Source organism: Pedobacter sp. B4419 (genome assembly GCF_059693725.1).
In genome coordinates this window covers 1,664,934-1,680,995 of sequence record NZ_JCASSL010000001.1, presented here as the reverse complement: position 1 = coordinate 1,680,995, position 16,062 = coordinate 1,664,934, and the positions used below count along the sequence as shown (strand labels likewise).

Sequence of the window (16,062 nt, the reverse complement as noted above, 5' to 3'; positions counted from 1 at the left end):
AAGAAAAAATCAATTCAATTATTCTTTCCGATACTGGACTTAAATGCGGGCAAAATATACTTGCCTAAAATTTCGAAAGCCTGTTTGGCTCTGAAAGATCCATAATTGCCTTGGGTGAAAACTACTGTTAGGTTCAAGCTTTCTACCACAAAAATATATTGTCCGCCATTGCCTGAGGCGAAGAGCAGTTTTTCATTTATATTTTTTGTTTTGATCGTTTCCTTGTACCAATAATAGCCATAATAAGCTGGTTGTGGCTGGGCTATGTTGCTTCTGCTCGATTCCATAAACGAAAAATCAGGAATGGGAATGTCACATGCTGTAGATTGGGTTATCCAATTTTTTGAAATTAGCTGCTTGCCTTGCCAAAGGCCTTTGTCTTTGACCAGCTGCCCCAGTTTGAGCATGTCTAAAGGCCTGAAATAGAACGAACCTGCCGTCATGCCATTGCCACTTGGATCTACTGTCCATTTGTATTTAGAAATGCCAAGTGGCCCAAACAGGTTTTTGCGTGCGAAATCCATTACAGACATTCCTGTCGCTTTGCGGATTATGCCACTTAAAATCATTGGATCTATAGAGGTATATGCCCATACTTCTCCAGGTTTGTCTTTCATGGGTAGGGCTAAGGCATATTTCACCCAGTTTTTGCTTAGGCTCATCCCGTCTTCGCAATCTTTGGTATCATTAAATTCTTCACAGTCGAAGCCTGCTTTCATCTCGAGCAGGTTTTTAATCGTAATGAGTTTTTTGAGCGGATCCGTTTTCAGGAAGGGGTATCCTGGGAAAAACTCATAGATTTTTTGATTTACACTTTTGATGAAGCCCTTGTCTATGGCTATTCCAACCAACAAACTCGTAACCGACTTGAACGAAGAACGGGAATCATGCAAGGAATCTGGTTTAAAGCCATTAAAGTACTGTTCATATACCAATTGCTTGTCTTTGGCAATCAGTATGCTGTGGATATTGGGATAAGTTTTTTTTGAAATGGCATCTTTAAGCTGGACCAATAAAGAATCTTGCTGTCTTGCATAGCTATTTAAGCAACAGAACAGGCATAAAACACAAGAAAAGAGATTTTTTTTCATAACTTGAGTTAAAGATAAAGTATTTTCCAAAAGCTAAAAAGACAATAAGGTTGCTAGTATGGTAAGCAGGAACGAAGAACAAATGATGCGATTAATTATGGATGTGGCGATGGGAGATACCCGTATTCGTGCAGTACTTCAAGATGGCTCGCGGTCTAACCCAAATGTAGCGAAAGACATTTTTCAGGATTATGACATCATTTATGTAGTGAACAGCCTTTCGCCTTTCCTCAGTGATGCTAGTTGGATAGATGTTTTTGGAGAACGGATGATCCTGCAGTTGCCTGAAGATATGGAGCTTTATCCGCCTTCGCCAGAATTGAATGGTGCATTTTCTTACCTGATGCAGTTTAAGGATGGCAATAGGATTGATTTGTTATTGGTTCCCATTGAAAAACTAGCTTATTTCCTTGATGACAGTCTTTGCAAATTGCTGCTTGATAAGGATGGGGTGGCTAGCCTTGCAAATTTGCCACCAGCCAGCGATCAATCTTATTGGGTAAGCCAACCTTCAAATAGGGCCTTTAACGATTGTTGCAATGAATTTTTGTATACCAATGCAGGCTTGGCCAAAAGCATTTGGCGCGAACAGATTTCACACGCCAAACAGTTGTTCTATACGGTTATTCAACCGGCATTAATGCAATTGCTCGATTGGCATATCGGTTGCCGATTCAATTTTGCTGTAAATCCTGGTAAGCATGGAAAGTTTTATCAGCAGTATTTGGAGCCTGAAATTTATGATGAGTTTCTTTCAACTTACCGATCAGCCAATATTGATGAAACCTGGGAAGCAATCTTCATCAGTCTCAATCTTTTTCGTAAAACCGGAGAAGCAATTGCCAAGCAGCTCCAATTTAGCTATCCCTTAGCCGAACATCAACGGGTGGAAGCCTATTTGCAACATGTTCAACAGCTGCCTAAGGACGCTAAACGGATTTATTAGGTAACTCATCAATTGGTCTTTTCAGGGAGCTCTGCGCTGATCAAAATCCCTCTTTTTCCCTTATCGAATTGTGAGTGATGAAGGGCCACAATATCGCCCAGCTCAATTGGGCAATTGACTTTTACATAGCTCAATTCAAACCTTTCTTGTCCTAAATAAATAAAGGTTCCATCTCCTGGCGGTTCTTTTTTAGTGATTTCACCTGTCAGTATAATTTTAGGATGATTTAAGGAACGTTCGTTCTTTTGAATGCTGGAGAAGGCAGAGATATTATACAAAATCATCAGGACTAAGGCAACTACAAAATACCATATTCCAAAAAAGAAGATCAAAACCAAAAGTGGGAGGAGCAAGGCATTGATCTGGTAAAGATTCTTTGAATCCTTTTTGATCACCTCTTTGTCTGCTGCCGTTAACGGCTGAATAAAGGTGGTATAAGAACTGTTTATATTTTCGTCAGGCTGATGAGGCATAATGCAATTTACAAATTGTATTTCTGATTAATAGCTTCTTTATTGCCTTGTAAATTTATGTGCTGCAAATTGTTGCTTTATTTTATATTTAGCGCTTAATTAGTCCATTGCTTATGCTGCATATCATAGGGATCATCATTGCCTTGTTTCTTTCCATATTGCTTTTTACAAAAAAAGGCAAATCAAAGGCAGATTTGATATTGGCACTTTGGCTGTTCTTGATTTCCTTCCACCTGTTCAGTTATTATTTATTGGCTTCGGCAAAATTTCTCGAATTTCCTTATTTATTGGGTTTAGAGATTGCCATGCCCTTTATTCATGGTCCTTTTCTGCTTTTATATACCGCTTTGCTCACCGGGAAGCGATTAAAATTATGGTTTTTGCATTTTATGCCTGTAATTGTCATATATGCAGTCTTATCAAAGTTCTTTTTATTGCCAATAGCTGAAAAAGTATGGGTTTATACGCATCATGGCGCTGGCTATACCACTATGCTAAAAATTATTCATTCAGCAGTTTTGCCTTGGGGTGTTGCCTATATTATTGCATCGCTTTTGCTGTTGAAGCAGCACCGAAACAACATTGCTAACCAGGTTTCGTCTTTAGAAAAGATCAACCTGAACTGGCTGAGGAATCTCATTATCGGCATGTGCCTGATCTGGCTGTCTATACTCTTTGGCAATGACATTACAACGTTTGCAGCTGTTGATTTATTTATCTTGTTTATCGGTTATTTTGGGATCAAACAGGTAGGCATTTTTACCAATTTCCAACCGCAGGTAGAGCTAGGGGATCGTTCTGCCGAAGGAAAGAACATTTTACCTGAACCAGAAAGGTTAAAATACGAAAAATCTACCCTAACAGTCGGTGTGGCCAAGAAAATACATGCAGACCTTGTGGCGCTGATGCACAGCGAAAAACTGTTTAAAGATGCCGAGCTTAGCATAGGGATACTTGCCAAATCACTTGCTGTTCACCCCAGTGTATTATCTGAGGTGATTAATACCCTTGAGCAAAAGAATTTCTACGATTACATCAATGCGCTTCGGATAGCAGAGTTTAAACTTGTTGTAGCCTTGCCAGAAAACCGGAAATTTACCTTGCTTTCTTTGGCTTATGATGTTGGCTTTAATTCGAAAACTTCCTTTAACAGGAATTTTAAAAAGATAACCGGACTGTCGCCTACGGCCTATTTAAAACTGCAGGAAATACAGCTGCAAGCAGAGCCCAGCTCATAAAATAAATAAGTGCCATCTTATAAAGTGGAACTGTTTTTTGCTCAATAACGCACATTTTTGTTGAAATCTGTTTGGTCATGGCATAGACCATCGATTTAATAACTTAATGAAATGAACCCACATGCTAATCATTAAAAACAACAAAATAAATAGATGAAAAAGAAAATCTTTTGGCTGTTATTTGCCGTGTTGTCTATCGCTATTGGACTTTATCCGTTAAAGTATTTCCTAATGGATGGAAAAGTTGGCATATTAAATGGCAAGCCGGCTTTGCTTTTGAGCAGTACGCTTTGGAATGTTGCATTTTACACCCACATTGTGATGGGAGGTCTTTCCTTGCTGATTGGCTGGGTTCAGTTTAGTGCAAAGCTAAGGGCCAGAAATGTGATGATCCATCGGCAAATTGGAAAGGTTTACGTTCTTGCAGCGCTATTAAGTTCTTTTGCGGGCTTCTACATTGCATTATTTGCTGATGGTGGCATTTGGGCCTCGCTTGGCTTTAGCAGCCTGGGCGTCATTTGGTTTTGTACAACTTTATGTGCTTACCTTACCATCAGAAATAAACAGCTCATCAATCATCAAGTGCTCATGGTTTATAGTTATGCAGCTTGCTTTGCTGCTGTAACCTTAAGAATTTGGCTCCCTGTTTTAATTATGGCCATTGGCGATTTTAGAATAGCTTATATTATTGTAGCCTGGTGGTCGTGGATACCTAATTTGTTTGTTGCCTATTTAATCACGAGAAGGTTGCTGCGAAAAAACAATCAGGAACCTCCACAGCTTTCAATGGGCTAATTATTTGAACGATAAACGCTAAAATAATACATCCAATAACTATGTTTGCTATCGATCAAAATGCTTATGAAATTTAATTTAGAAGTTACAGGTAACTTGAAACAGCATAAGGTTGAGTTAGATGACCTGCATGCTTATACATTTAAAAACGGAAATACATTTCCTAAATCCTATATCAAGTTTGTTGAACAATATGGTTATGGACTTTCCTTGGGTTTATTCATTATTTATGTGCCAATGGGAACTTACGGAGATTCGTTTAGGATAAGAAGCGCCGAAATTAGGGCTACCTATCAGGATGTACTTGATGATAAAGAGGAACTGTGGTTTGAACTTGGGCCTGATGCTTCCTATGAAATGCTTGAACACCTGATTCCTTTTGCCTCAAGCGAAAACGGCCATTATTTATTCTGGGATACCAGCAAAAAGAATGGTGATGAGTACAGTATTTACATCACCGATTTTAGAGGATTGGGATTTACTAAAATAGCCGATAACCTTTATGAGTTTTTTGAGGTGATGACCGATCAAAAGGAGGGACGTGAAAAAATAATTGATTATGTTTTATCTGCTACTTTTAAGTCGCTATTTATTTTATAAATATGAATCCTATTGAAAAAAACAGGCCGCGGGCCAAGATTTATTTATTGTTTTTTCCGCCAAAAAGTGTCTCTCGATAATCAATTCCCCATTGTGCTACGGCATCAATAATTGGTTCCAAGGTTTTTCCAAAATCTGTCAATTTGTATTCAACAGTAATGGGTTTAGTATTTAAAACCGTTCTGATAACCAAATGGTTCATTTCTAGATCCTGCAATTCCTTAGATAACATCTTTGCCCCAATACCCTCAATCTCACGCTGTAAATCCATAAAACGCATTTTATTGCCATATAATAATGTGCCTAGAATATGGATTTTCCACTTTCCGGTTAAAATTTCCATACTATCCTTTACAGCGTTTATTCTATATCTACAAAATCCTACAGCCTGTACTTGCTCTTCCATTATTTAAGTTTTATATAGCTAATATACCTAAGTTATTTCATGATACTTACTTCCTTATATGAAACTACTTTCCTTAAGGAAATCAATAGTTTTTGTAAAGTTGCTTGTCCGTAGGTTTGTGTAAGATTTCAAAGAAATTGAAATTATAACTAGAATTTATAAGCATAATGGCAACAGCAGCAAGACAAATAGTCGACAAAATGTTTGAAGCATTTGGATCTCAAAATGTAGACGCAGTAGTAGAAACTTTTACAGATGATGCAGTTTTAATCTATCATGGCACACAAGTAATGCCAGCCGCAAAATTTAAAGGAAAAGATGGTGCAAAAATGTTTTTCGAATTTAATATTAACGCATTGGAAGTCGTTTTCTTTCATACAAATCAATTTGTAGAAGAAGAGAATACAGTTATAGTATTAGGGAACGAACATTTCATTTCCAAACAAGATGGTAAACACTTAAAAAACTCTTGGGTGCAAGTATATACAGTTACAAATGGATTAATTTCTAAAATGGAAGAATTTGCCACTTCAGCTTCGCCAGACCAATATGGTGGCAATGGCAATGCATAAAAACACAAATCAATGACACGCTGTCTAATCAACCGCATTATGAGCGGCGTGTCGTTTGAAAAAATAATTTAAAAATATAAAAATGATTTTAGTGACGGGGGCTACAGGGAACTTAGGATCTAGTGTAATCAATCAATTGCAGCAACATATTTCAAAGAAAGAGTTTGTTGTTACATCAAGTTCATCTGAAGGAATTGAAAAATTAATCGGTCATGGATTTAATGCACGATATGTCAATTTTAATGACTTATCCTCGTTAAATAATGCTTTTCAAGGTATAAATAAACTATTGTTGATTTCAACAATGGATCAAACTCGTTTCGAGCAACATAAAAATGTAATTGATGCAGCTAAAGTTCAAGGCGTAAAACACATTGTTTACACAAGCTTATCTATCAAAGACATTCATACCTCTGCTGTAAAAGATTTAATGATTAGCCATTTTCAGACAGAAAATCATTTAATAGCAAGCGGTTTAACATATACCATTTTGCGGAATACAATGTATGCAGACGCACTAATTCAAATTCTAGGCACTAAGGCTTTGGCTCAAGATATTAATTTGCCTGGAGGGATGGGGAGAGTTCCATATTTGTTACGAAGAGAAATTGGAGAAGCTACAGCAAATCTTTTGGTTCAAAAAGGGCATGAAAATATCATGTACGATCTGGTAGGCTCTAATGCTTACTCGTTCGCAACTATAGCAAAGGAATTACAAAGAATAGGTGGTATTCGTATAAAATATAATGATATTTCAGAAAAGGAATATATCAAATGCCTGACAGAATTTGGATTACCTGAATTTGCTGTGTATCTATATGCCGGTACCATTAAAGACATCAAGGATACGCAATACGAGGTAAAAAGCAATATTTTAGAAAGCTTGTTAGGTCGACCTGAAGCCTCCTTAGCAAATTTTATAAAAGAATTATTTACTTAAAGTCCCCCATATCCAAGTTCCAAAAAATCGTTTGTTCAACATATACCCATATTTAAGGCTTAATAATAGGAGAGTTTACGAGTAATCGTGCTTTTTAAGTGTCTTGGCAACTTAGCTGTAGTTTCATACCTCTCTTTTTTGATCCAAACATTGTCCTCATACTGATAACTATAATCAATTAACAGCCAATCATCTTCTGATGCCTTATTTATGATTTTCTCCTCTTCAGTATCATGATGACTATTGTATTTAAAGCTGCGCTTTTGTCCTTTGGTATCGATTTCGACCAATCGCATGCTTTTATCATAAACATAAGTATCCTCGTAGGAGTTTTTGATAACTAAAGTATCTTGCCCCTTAATCGAAATGCTTTCGCGCATCATTAGGCTTTTACTCCCATACATGCCACTGTAGGTGTAGTTTAGCTTTTGCTGAGGCAACCACTGGCCATTTCCTTTGTCTAGATAGGCAGCTATGCACAGCAACCTGTTCTTTTCTCCATAGGTGAAAATCTTTTTCAGTCTCAGCTCTTTTTGATCTTGTGGGCTTTTAATTTCTGTAATGGAATGGCTTTGCGTATCTACCTGTACGCTGACATTAAAGGTTGCCTTGGTCAAATGGTCGGTTATAACAGACTCAATTGTTCTGGTATTTACAGGTGCATCAAAAAACTCTAGGAGCACAGGCTCGAAGACGAGTTTGGCGGGAAGACGTTTTCCGTTTTCTTTTGGTGGCAAAACCTGTTGTGCAGAAGATGCAATGTGCATGCAGCTCAAAGCGATCAGTAAACAAATTGCAAGAAGGAGGGAAGCATGGCAATTTCTGTCTTTCATAGGTAAATGCTTCATAGTTTACTTCAGGGGATCTATTCTGAGCTGTTCATATTTCCAAACGTATTCTCCGGTTCGTGGGTCTTGTTCTGGCCTTACTTCTGTTACCCTTTTCATTGTAAAAGAGAGCTGAACAAATTCGTTATAGGCGTGTTCTTTACCGGCATTGTCATATAATACCAAGTCTTGAGGCGTGAAACTTGCTGGTAGGTAAAACTCATTTTTCCCTTTTCCATGGTTAATATCAAAGAAATCGATCAGTTTTTCATCTTCACCGTCAACTGTCATACTCGTCGGACTTCCGATTTTTAGGCTTAGGTTCGAGTTGGCCACTGTTACTTTTCCAATAACAGCAACACGCTTTCCATCGCTTGAGGTTTGCTTTTTCAGTTCCTTAAATTGGGCTGTTGTAATTACATTTCCCTTTTCGCCGGGAGTTGAAGAGGAACTGCATCCTGTTTGCCAACAAATTAAAATTGTAATGCCTATTAAAGAGAGCCTATGCCTTAATTTCGTTTTCATTGTTTCTTAAAATTTATGTAGTGATTTTGCGAATTAAAATAAGGCATTCGTTTTAAAACGATTCGATTGATTTAATATCCGTATTGACCTAATCAATATTCGTAATAAAGAGGCCCTGGTCATTTATAAATTTATCAATCGGTTAACCTCGCCTGAAATAGTATAAAATTGAAAATGTACTTTTGCAACTAGGCAATTGGGCAACGGCTTATCCATCCAATTATGATCAGGAAGATTTACGGCACTTTAATTCTTTTGTTATTATTTACTGCATTGTTTTCTTGCAATAAGAAAAACAATAAGGTTGATAACAGGCCGCTCAGGGATAAACTGCCAAAAGAACTTGACTTGCTTTTTGATAAGCTCAGCAAAGAAAAAATAACGATTTCTACCTGCAAAAAAGCAATCCAATTGTTAGATAGCGCCGAAAAAAGATATGAAAAAGAACCACTTCCCATTGCGTTTATTAATTATTACAAGCGTAACAACTATCTATGGCTTGAACAGTTAGACAAAGCTCTTTTATGCAGTAATATTGCCTACGCTTTCTTTAAAGAAAACAAGAAACTTGCTAGAGATGAATACATTACAGTACTCACAGACCTTTCTTACCTCTATGTTACCTTGGCCGACAACCAGAAAGCAATCAATTATATCAAGGAGGCCGAATATGAAGCCATGAGCATCCCGCCCAGCCAAAGATCCGATGATGCCCTGATTCACCTGACCAATAAAATATATGACAATTACGCTTATATCTTAACACTAGATAAAGAATATAAAAAGGCAAGATTTTTTTTGCTTAAAATACTGCAACTGCCCATTCCGGCCAAAGAAAACAGGAACACCTCTTTTAAAACTACTTGCTATAAGATTGCAGATCTCTATGAAAAAACAGACCAGATAGATAGCGCCCTGTTTTATATTGCCAAGTCTAAACAGTATAGTTTGGCAGGAGAGCGCATAGACGATGGCATAAAGAAAATGATGAACGCTAACTTTGATATGGCGTACCTCAGGTTGCAAAGCAAAATTTTTAGGAGAAAAGATCAATTAGATCGTGCCATATTCTCAGCCGAGAAGAGTTTTGCAATGCTCAAACACGAAGGCTGGTTGATAGAAAACAATGACATTGCCACTCAATTGGCTTTGGATTATGAGCAATTAGGCAATGCAGAAAAAGCCGATAAATACTATCGACATGCCAAGCATTACTTTTTGATAGAAACCGTTACCAACTATCAAAATAAAGAAAAGGTAATCGCAGATTTGCTCAGCTTTGCCGTCAAAACGAAAAAATACAAAGACATCGATCTATTAACCAATGCTTATCAAAAGTTTCTTAAAGAAAACTATGACAGTCAAAAAGCAGTGGCCATCAAAAATGCCGAAGTTAAGTATAAGGTAAAAGAGCAGAATGATAAGATCGAAAAACTGGCTTTGGCAAATGAGTTAAAATCGACAGTAATTAAACAAAGAACACTATTCCTTTCCGCACTGTTTCTTTTGACGATAGCTGGAATCTATTTTTATTATTACCAATTAAGGCTTAAGGAAAAATATGCCGCAGTAGATTTAGAAGAGCGTTTACGGCTTGCCCAAATGAGCCCTCATTTTGTATCGAACGCATTGAGCGCCATCCAAAGACAGATTTATGAGGGAGAGACCAAATTGGCTGTTTCTTATCTCAATAAATACGCTGTGCTGAATAGATTGATCCTTGAAAATTCAAGTAATAAGTTTATTTATTTGAATGATGAACTGAACATTCTACAAATGTATATGGATTTGCAGCAGATAAGGGTTCCAGATAAATTCGAATATAGATTTGAGCTTGCTGAAGCTGTTACAGCAATGGCCGAAGAAGCGAAAATACCGAATATGCTGTTGCAGCCTTTAATTGAAAACGCCATTGAGCATGCCTTTAAGAATATTTCCTACAAGGGCATGTTAGAGATTAAAATGGCTTTAGCTCAAGGCTACCTGGTTTGCGAAATTATAGACAATGGCATTGGTAAACAGGATAACATTCAGCATAAATTTAAAAAATCCTTTTCCATTGAGATCATCAAAGAACGTCTGGCTTTTCTGAACAAACAAAAGTATTATGCCAGATCTTCATTCGAAATGAACCCTCGTAGCGATGGACAGTCAGGTTTGGTAGTAAAGTTGATAATTCCGTTGATAACAGCTTATGATTAAGATTATATTGGTTGATGACGAACGCCATGTATGCGCGGTCTGTCGCATTTTGCTCGAAAAAAACAAGGATATAGCAATAGTTGCCGAGTGCCATAGCATTAGCACTGCCTATGATGCCATCATCAAGCATAAGCCAGATGTGATTTTGCTCGATATAGAATTAACGGATGGTACGGGATTTGATTTGCTGGAGAAATTTGAGAATCCTGATTTCTCTGTAATTATTATTACCAGCTTTAACGAATACGCCATAAGGGCATTAAAGGCAGGGGCAATCGATTACCTGCTAAAGCCTATTATTGACGATGAATTTTACTTGGCCATAGAAAAAGCAATGAAAAGGAAGGCGCTCAATGCCTTGCAAATAAAAGGGGCTGTAAATAATTTTACAGGCGATTTTAGCAAGATAACCCTGAGTACATTAAATAACATTCACTTGGTAGATTATAAAGATTTAATCTATTGCAAGTCTGATGGGGGCTACACCACCTTTTACCTGGCAGATGGCCAAGAAATCATCGTGTCAAAAATACTGAAACATTATGAGGCCATATTACCCGATTCGCTGTTTATCCGATGTCATCAATCTTATATTGTTAACCTCCGACACATCCAAAGCCTAACTAAGGGCAATACCATTATTTTAGCCAATGGAACAAAAATTCCGGTATCCTTCAGGAAAATGAAAGATATCCGCGAACAGCTTAAGAGCTACTCAAAACCTTTGTGATGAGATTCTATGTTAATTTCTACTACCTAGAAATGCTTGCCTAACGCATATTAGTCCAAATTATACGAATATTAATTCATCCGTTTATTTTAAAAGTAAGTGCCTTACTTTTATGGCTTAACAAGCTATAAAACATTGTATGAAAAAGACTTTTTTAACCCTCCTTGCCTTTTTGCTCTTATTTAAAATAAGCGCACAGCAGGTTGCCCCAATTGATAATTCTAAAAAAGCGGCTTTGGATAAAGAGTTTATAGCGGGTTCTACGGTAAATATAGGTGCATTAACCCAAATGCAAACAAGCAACTTGGCTTTGCTAGGTAAAATCTGGGGATTTTTAAAGTACCATCATCCGGCAATTGTCAAAGGCAATTACAATTGGGATTTCGAACTATTTAGAATTACGCCTAAAATACTGACAGTTAAAACAGATGCCGAAAGAAATGAAATATTAAATAAATGGATAGCGGATCTAGGTCCAGTTAAAACTGTAGTACCAAAAGCGATAGATGCAAAACAAATTAAATACAAACCTAATTTCGATTGGTTTAACGCTTTGGGCCTGAGTAAGGCCATCATCAGTCAGCTAAACTCAATTAAGGTTGCCGAGAGGCCAGAAGATGGTTATTATGCAAAGCTCTACGATGCCGAAACCCCAGTTGCAATCTTTAAAAATGAGGCACCTTATGCTAATTTTAAGTATCCAGATGCTGGTTACAGGTTGTTGGCTTTGTTTAAGTTTTGGAATATATTTGAATATTTCGCGCCCTACAAAAACCTGACGGAGAAGCCCTGGGGCAACGTGTTAAAAGAATATGTTCCTAAGTTTGTAGGCGCAAAAGACGAACTGAGCTACAAGCTGGCCATAGTTGAGTTTGTTGCCGAGATTAAAGATACCCATGCTGAAGTATCTCCCTATGATAATACCCTTAAAGGCTTTTATGGTGCGCTAAAACCTAATGTCGAAATTGTTTTTATTGACAACAACCCTGTGGTGAATTACAGTAACGATGAGGTGGCTGGCATTAATTCATTAAAAAGGGGAGATGTGATTAAAAGCATCAACAATGTGCCTGTTGAACAGCTTATTAAAGAAAAAATGCCTTATGTTATCGCTTCAAACTACCCAACTCAATTGAGAAAACTAACAACTCAGTTTTTAAGGACGAATGACACCATCATGCAGGTAACTTATCTTCGCGATAACAAAACCGAAAAAACAACCTTAAAGTGTTTTCCTTATTATAAAACCAATTACAAAAAGCCGTTGCCTGCAGATACAGGCTTTAAAATTATCAACAACAACATTGCTTATTTCCATCCTGGTCGGTTGGACTTGAAGCACTTGGCCGGAGTAATGCCTTTGGCTATGAAAACCCAGGCAATGATTATCGATTTGCGTACCTATCCGAAGCAAACATCATTTGTATGGGAAATTGGAAAATACCTTTTCGCCAAGCCAATGGACATTGCCAGGTATACAGCTGGAAGTACAGAAAAACCAGGCCTATTTACCTATATGTCTGACGATTATATGAAAAACCTTAGAATCGGAGAGACCAAAACAGATCATTACAAAGGCAAATTAATTGTATTGGTTAACGAAGAAACCCAGAGTTTGGCCGAATTATCTGCCATGGCTTTAAGTACAAGACCGAATACCGTTGTAATCGGTAGCCAAACCGCAGGTGCCGACGGAAGTGTAGGCATGCCGATTACATTTCCAGGCGGGTTGACTACAAATTTCACTCAAATCGGTGTTTATTATCCCAATGGGAAAGAAACACAAAGGATTGGTATTGTTCCTAACCTCGTTATCAAACCAAGCGTAGATGGTGTAAAGAAGGGAAAAGACGAAGTATTGGAAAAAGCAATTTCAATGCTTCCATAATCCATTGTTAGGCGAGATTAAAAAATAATGAATAAAGATGTACTTAATGTAGCTGAATATCCTTTGTTGATTTATCAATTAAGTTGTTCGCTCAAGCCTACGATAATACCCTCAGGACCTCTTAAATAGGCCAGTTTATAGGTTTCTCCATATTGCATCACTTCGCCAACCAGTTTGGCGCCATGTACCAGCATACGTGCAACCATTTCATCGAGATCATCTACGGCGAGCATAATGCGCCTGTAGCCCAATTCGTTCACTGCAGGTTGTGCCGACCCGGTCCTAACCGCATCCGGCGTATGGTACTTATCCAACTCTAGCTGACTATGTCCATCTGGTGTGCGCAGAAACACAAGCGTGGCCCGAACATTTTCCAAATCAATGAGTCGATCTACGGTAGGGCCTTCTACAACCGTTTCGCCAACAAACTCAAATCCGAGTTCTAAAAAGAAGGCTTTCACCGCTTCAAGGTCGTTCACAACGATGAGGATGTTATCCATCCGGAGTAATTTGCTTTTTGCCATAGCTTATATTTTATTTGTCCGCAATAAATTGGAATTGCTTTAAAACAGATTTAGGTGATCAAAAGTTTCGGTTGCTAGCCGAAAGATAACTCAAAGATTCAAAAATAGTTGTAAGAAAAAATGAAAAGCCCTGACATAGGGTTGTCATTGCTGGCAGATACCTTCGCTCCATAATCAAATTAATAAGCAATGAATTTAATATCTATTCGAATCATTACCTCAGAGGTAGAAGAACTCATCAATTTTTATGAACGCGTAGTGGGAGTAAGTGCCATTAGGTACACTCCAGATTTTGCCGAGCTAAAAACCAAGACAGCAACCCTGGCCATTGGAAGTACAAAAACATTACAGTTTTTTGGTGGCGATAATATAGCGCAAGCTGCTTGCAACCGCAGTGTTATTATCGAATTTCTGGTTGATGACGTACAGCAGCGTTTTGAAGAATTAACCCCTTTTTTAAAAGACAGCATTGTACAGGAACCAACAATTATGCCTTGGGGAAATCAGTCCTTGTTGTTAAGAGATCCCGATGGTAACCTGGTGAACCTTTTCACACCGGTTACTCCTGAAGCAATTGCGAAGTTTAAGAATAGTTAAGCACAAATCAAGGCAATCTTATTTAGAGACTGCCTTGATTTAAAAACCAATTGATAATCGATAACTGGGCGATGGCTTATTTTTTCAAGGAGCCGAGGTGTTTATAAGTGTTGATCAATAAACCAGTAGGCGTAGCCTTCGAATCTACAAAAACCAGTTCCCGAGCATCAATACTATCTGCCAATAAGCGTTTACCTTTACCGAGCAAAACGGGGTAGGTGATGAGCACAACTTCGTCGGCCAGCCCCTTGTCAAGCAATAGGGAAGTGAGTGTAGAACTTCCTACTACGATCAGGTCGGGACCATCTGTCGATTTGAGTTCTTGAATTGTACTGATCACATCATCACCCAAATCTTTTACCGGGCCCCATTCCAAGCTCTCTGGTCTGTGGGTTGCGATGTATTTCGTTGCGGCATTTATGGCATTAGCCATTGGGAAATCTCCGGCATTAGGCCAGAAGCCACTAAATATATCATAGGTTTTGCGGGCAAGTAGCAGGTCAAAGTTTGGCCCGTATGCTTCAAAAAGCATAGTTGCACCTGCAGGGCTTCTATAAGGTGTAGTCCATGCGCCATAGGTATAGTCTCCGTCATGCTCTATCACGCCATCTAGCGAAATATGTTCGAAAATTCTGATCTTTCTCATGTTGCTTTCAATTAATTAGTTATACAAATCTAAAGGAGATAAGGTATATGGGTGACGTGCAATCACGACAATATGAGGGTGTTTTAGACCAAGGCAAAAGATAGGCAACGATTTTATAGCGCGTTTGGAGTTCCTTAATAATCCTCCTCATTTAGTCACGGATTTGTTAATTTTAAAAAGACTACTAATTCTATAGACTTTATAAAATATTAATTGTATGTTTGCAGTGTTTTACAAAACGTACTGATTTATACTTATCCAGAAAGACGGAGGGAAGGACCCAATGAAGTCTTAGCAACCTCTACCAAAGGTGAAAGGTGCTAATTCCAGCTTCTTATGAAGAAGAACGATAAGATGGCATTTGCTGCTTGTTGCCTTCCTGGCTTAACCCATGTCTGTTTGAATAAGCGTTTTCAGTTTTTTTACCGAAAAATTAATTCTAATAAGTGATGAAACTCAACAGATCCAAATTGTTTTTTAGCGCAATCCTGATGGCAGGCTTGAGCGCTAGCCTAACTGCCGCTGCACAAACTAAAGATTCGAACCAAATAACTGCTGTCGACAATGATAGAGGCTACCTGGTTAAGGTTGGCGATCAGGCGCCAACAGATTTTGAATTGCTACTCGACAACGGAAAAAAAACTTCTTTAACCCAGCTCAAGGGCAAAGTAGTGGTCCTGCAATTTACCGCCAGCTGGTGTAGCGTATGCCGCAAAGAGATGCCACATTTAGAACAAGATGTTTGGAAAGCTTACAAGGATAAAAACCTGGTACTAATTGGCGTAGATCGTGACGAACCTTTGGAAACCGTAAAGAAGTTCCGCCAAGATATACAGGTGAGCTATCCTTTGGCATTAGATCCAGGTGCAGAGATATTCGGTCACTTTGCGCAGAAAAAAGCAGGTGTTACCCGTAATGTAGTGATTGACCAGAACGGTAAAATAGTTTTCCTTACCCGCTTATACGATGCAAATGAATTTAAGGAGATGGTAAAAGTAATCGACTCATTGACTGCTAAACCTGCTTTAAAAGCATCACTTTAACTAAAATAACCTAATCGAT

Annotated in this window: 18 protein-coding genes and 1 riboswitch; of the genes, 11 read left to right on the top strand and 7 right to left on the bottom strand. The window is 38.1% G+C overall.

From position 1 onward, the window contains the following. Positions 1-14: 14 nt before the first annotated feature. Complete coding sequence (locus AC570H_RS06835) at positions 15-1,091, bottom strand: serine hydrolase domain-containing protein (RefSeq protein WP_497353041.1); 1,077 nt, start codon at positions 1,089-1,091, stop codon at positions 15-17. 58 nt (positions 1,092-1,149) lie between these two features. Between AC570H_RS06835 and AC570H_RS06830 the strand changes: the two genes are divergently transcribed. Next, positions 1,150-2,037, top strand: coding sequence for an aminoglycoside 6-adenylyltransferase (locus tag AC570H_RS06830; RefSeq protein WP_497353039.1), 888 nt, complete (start codon positions 1,150-1,152; stop codon positions 2,035-2,037). An 8-nt stretch (positions 2,038-2,045) separates the two neighbouring features. On the opposite strand, the gene AC570H_RS06825 is transcribed toward AC570H_RS06830, so the two are convergent. Further along, positions 2,046-2,510 carry a hypothetical protein gene (locus AC570H_RS06825; RefSeq protein ID WP_497353037.1) on the bottom strand — a complete coding sequence of 155 codons (465 nt, stop codon included), beginning with the start codon at positions 2,508-2,510 and terminating at the stop codon, positions 2,046-2,048. A 113-nt stretch (positions 2,511-2,623) separates the two neighbouring features. On the opposite strand from AC570H_RS06825, the gene AC570H_RS06820 reads away from it, so the two are divergent. The 3 genes from AC570H_RS06820 to AC570H_RS06810 all read left to right on the top strand — a co-directional run bounded on the left by AC570H_RS06820 (position 2,624) and on the right by AC570H_RS06810 (position 5,143). Beyond that, positions 2,624-3,748 (top strand): AraC family transcriptional regulator, encoded by a 1,125-nt coding sequence (locus tag AC570H_RS06820; RefSeq protein ID WP_497353035.1) that lies wholly within the window; start codon positions 2,624-2,626, stop codon positions 3,746-3,748. A 153-nt stretch (positions 3,749-3,901) separates the two neighbouring features. After that, positions 3,902-4,543 carry a DUF2306 domain-containing protein gene (locus tag AC570H_RS06815; protein ID WP_497353033.1) on the top strand — a complete coding sequence of 214 codons (642 nt, stop codon included), beginning with the start codon at positions 3,902-3,904 and terminating at the stop codon, positions 4,541-4,543. A gap of 66 nt (positions 4,544-4,609) precedes the next feature. Further along, positions 4,610-5,143, top strand: coding sequence for an SMI1/KNR4 family protein (locus AC570H_RS06810; RefSeq protein ID WP_497353031.1), 534 nt, complete (start codon positions 4,610-4,612; stop codon positions 5,141-5,143). A gap of 40 nt (positions 5,144-5,183) precedes the next feature. Here AC570H_RS06810 and AC570H_RS06805 read toward each other — a convergent pair whose 3' ends face one another. Then, positions 5,184-5,549, bottom strand: coding sequence for a winged helix-turn-helix transcriptional regulator (locus AC570H_RS06805; RefSeq protein WP_497353029.1), 366 nt, complete (start codon positions 5,547-5,549; stop codon positions 5,184-5,186). A gap of 167 nt (positions 5,550-5,716) precedes the next feature. On the opposite strand from AC570H_RS06805, the gene AC570H_RS06800 reads away from it, so the two are divergent. After that, positions 5,717-6,121 carry a nuclear transport factor 2 family protein gene (locus AC570H_RS06800; RefSeq protein ID WP_497353027.1) on the top strand — a complete coding sequence of 135 codons (405 nt, stop codon included), beginning with the start codon at positions 5,717-5,719 and terminating at the stop codon, positions 6,119-6,121. 82 nt (positions 6,122-6,203) lie between these two features. Then, positions 6,204-7,061: an NmrA family NAD(P)-binding protein gene (locus AC570H_RS06795; protein ID WP_497353025.1), complete on the top strand. Its 858-nt coding sequence runs from the start codon at positions 6,204-6,206 to the stop codon at positions 7,059-7,061. 59 nt (positions 7,062-7,120) lie between these two features. Here AC570H_RS06795 and AC570H_RS06790 read toward each other — a convergent pair whose 3' ends face one another. Then, positions 7,121-7,909, bottom strand: a complete 789-nt coding sequence (locus tag AC570H_RS06790) for a hypothetical protein (protein ID WP_497353023.1) — start codon at positions 7,907-7,909, stop codon at positions 7,121-7,123. A 3-nt stretch (positions 7,910-7,912) separates the two neighbouring features. Then, positions 7,913-8,413 (bottom strand): hypothetical protein, encoded by a 501-nt coding sequence (locus AC570H_RS06785; RefSeq protein ID WP_497353021.1) that lies wholly within the window; start codon positions 8,411-8,413, stop codon positions 7,913-7,915. 222 nt (positions 8,414-8,635) lie between these two features. Here AC570H_RS06785 and AC570H_RS06780 point away from each other — a divergent pair, with 222 nt between their 5' ends. The 3 genes from AC570H_RS06780 (at position 8,636) to AC570H_RS06770 (ending at position 13,233) form a co-directional block, all read left to right on the top strand. Then, on the top strand, positions 8,636-10,615 hold the full coding sequence (locus AC570H_RS06780; protein WP_497353019.1) for a sensor histidine kinase: 1,980 nt from the start codon (positions 8,636-8,638) through the stop codon (positions 10,613-10,615). Next, on the top strand, positions 10,608-11,345 hold the full coding sequence (locus tag AC570H_RS06775; protein WP_497353017.1) for a LytR/AlgR family response regulator transcription factor: 738 nt from the start codon (positions 10,608-10,610) through the stop codon (positions 11,343-11,345). The genes AC570H_RS06780 and AC570H_RS06775 overlap by 8 nt, the downstream gene beginning before the upstream one ends. Positions 11,346-11,484: 139 nt before the next feature. Further along, on the top strand, positions 11,485-13,233 hold the full coding sequence (locus tag AC570H_RS06770) for a S41 family peptidase (protein WP_497353015.1): 1,749 nt from the start codon (positions 11,485-11,487) through the stop codon (positions 13,231-13,233). A gap of 74 nt (positions 13,234-13,307) precedes the next feature. On the opposite strand, the gene AC570H_RS06765 is transcribed toward AC570H_RS06770, so the two are convergent. After that, positions 13,308-13,757, bottom strand: coding sequence for a VOC family protein (locus AC570H_RS06765; RefSeq protein WP_497353013.1), 450 nt, complete (start codon positions 13,755-13,757; stop codon positions 13,308-13,310). A 189-nt stretch (positions 13,758-13,946) separates the two neighbouring features. Between AC570H_RS06765 and AC570H_RS06760 the strand changes: the two genes are divergently transcribed. Next, positions 13,947-14,354 (top strand): VOC family protein, encoded by a 408-nt coding sequence (locus AC570H_RS06760; protein ID WP_497353011.1) that lies wholly within the window; start codon positions 13,947-13,949, stop codon positions 14,352-14,354. A gap of 76 nt (positions 14,355-14,430) precedes the next feature. On the opposite strand, the gene AC570H_RS06755 is transcribed toward AC570H_RS06760, so the two are convergent. Further along, on the bottom strand, positions 14,431-15,000 hold the full coding sequence (locus AC570H_RS06755) for a dihydrofolate reductase family protein (protein ID WP_497353009.1): 570 nt from the start codon (positions 14,998-15,000) through the stop codon (positions 14,431-14,433). A gap of 251 nt (positions 15,001-15,251) precedes the next feature. After that, positions 15,252-15,356, top strand: a riboswitch (SAM riboswitch). A gap of 93 nt (positions 15,357-15,449) precedes the next feature. On the opposite strand from AC570H_RS06755, the gene AC570H_RS06750 reads away from it, so the two are divergent. Beyond that, entirely contained in the window at positions 15,450-16,043 is a 594-nt protein-coding gene (locus tag AC570H_RS06750; protein WP_497353007.1) for a peroxiredoxin family protein, read from the top strand. Positions 16,044-16,062 lie beyond the last annotated feature (19 nt).

Bases quoted from the DNA above. Each gene is read 5' to 3' on its own strand.
- AC570H_RS06810 (WP_497353031.1), top strand. From the start codon at position 4,610: ATGAAATTTAATTTAGAAGTTACAGGTAACTTGAAACAGCATAAGGTT.
- AC570H_RS06760 (WP_497353011.1), top strand. From the start codon at position 13,947: ATGAATTTAATATCTATTCGAATCATTACCTCAGAGGTAGAAGAACTC.
- AC570H_RS06750 (WP_497353007.1), top strand. From the start codon at position 15,450: ATGAAACTCAACAGATCCAAATTGTTTTTTAGCGCAATCCTGATGGCA.
- AC570H_RS06795 (WP_497353025.1), top strand. From the start codon at position 6,204: ATGATTTTAGTGACGGGGGCTACAGGGAACTTAGGATCTAGTGTAATC.
- AC570H_RS06800 (WP_497353027.1), top strand. From the start codon at position 5,717: ATGGCAACAGCAGCAAGACAAATAGTCGACAAAATGTTTGAAGCATTT.
- AC570H_RS06785 (WP_497353021.1), bottom strand. From the start codon at position 8,413: ATGAAAACGAAATTAAGGCATAGGCTCTCTTTAATAGGCATTACAATT.
- AC570H_RS06815 (WP_497353033.1), top strand. From the start codon at position 3,902: ATGAAAAAGAAAATCTTTTGGCTGTTATTTGCCGTGTTGTCTATCGCT.
- AC570H_RS06805 (WP_497353029.1), bottom strand. From the start codon at position 5,549: ATGGAAGAGCAAGTACAGGCTGTAGGATTTTGTAGATATAGAATAAAC.
- AC570H_RS06775 (WP_497353017.1), top strand. From the start codon at position 10,608: ATGATTAAGATTATATTGGTTGATGACGAACGCCATGTATGCGCGGTC.
- AC570H_RS06765 (WP_497353013.1), bottom strand. From the start codon at position 13,757: ATGGCAAAAAGCAAATTACTCCGGATGGATAACATCCTCATCGTTGTG.
- AC570H_RS06755 (WP_497353009.1), bottom strand. From the start codon at position 15,000: ATGAGAAAGATCAGAATTTTCGAACATATTTCGCTAGATGGCGTGATA.
- AC570H_RS06780 (WP_497353019.1), top strand. From the start codon at position 8,636: ATGATCAGGAAGATTTACGGCACTTTAATTCTTTTGTTATTATTTACT.
- AC570H_RS06790 (WP_497353023.1), bottom strand. From the start codon at position 7,909: ATGAAGCATTTACCTATGAAAGACAGAAATTGCCATGCTTCCCTCCTT.
- AC570H_RS06770 (WP_497353015.1), top strand. From the start codon at position 11,485: ATGAAAAAGACTTTTTTAACCCTCCTTGCCTTTTTGCTCTTATTTAAA.
- AC570H_RS06825 (WP_497353037.1), bottom strand. From the start codon at position 2,510: ATGCCTCATCAGCCTGACGAAAATATAAACAGTTCTTATACCACCTTT.
- AC570H_RS06835 (WP_497353041.1), bottom strand. From the start codon at position 1,091: ATGAAAAAAAATCTCTTTTCTTGTGTTTTATGCCTGTTCTGTTGCTTA.
- AC570H_RS06820 (WP_497353035.1), top strand. From the start codon at position 2,624: ATGCTGCATATCATAGGGATCATCATTGCCTTGTTTCTTTCCATATTG.
- AC570H_RS06830 (WP_497353039.1), top strand. From the start codon at position 1,150: ATGGTAAGCAGGAACGAAGAACAAATGATGCGATTAATTATGGATGTG.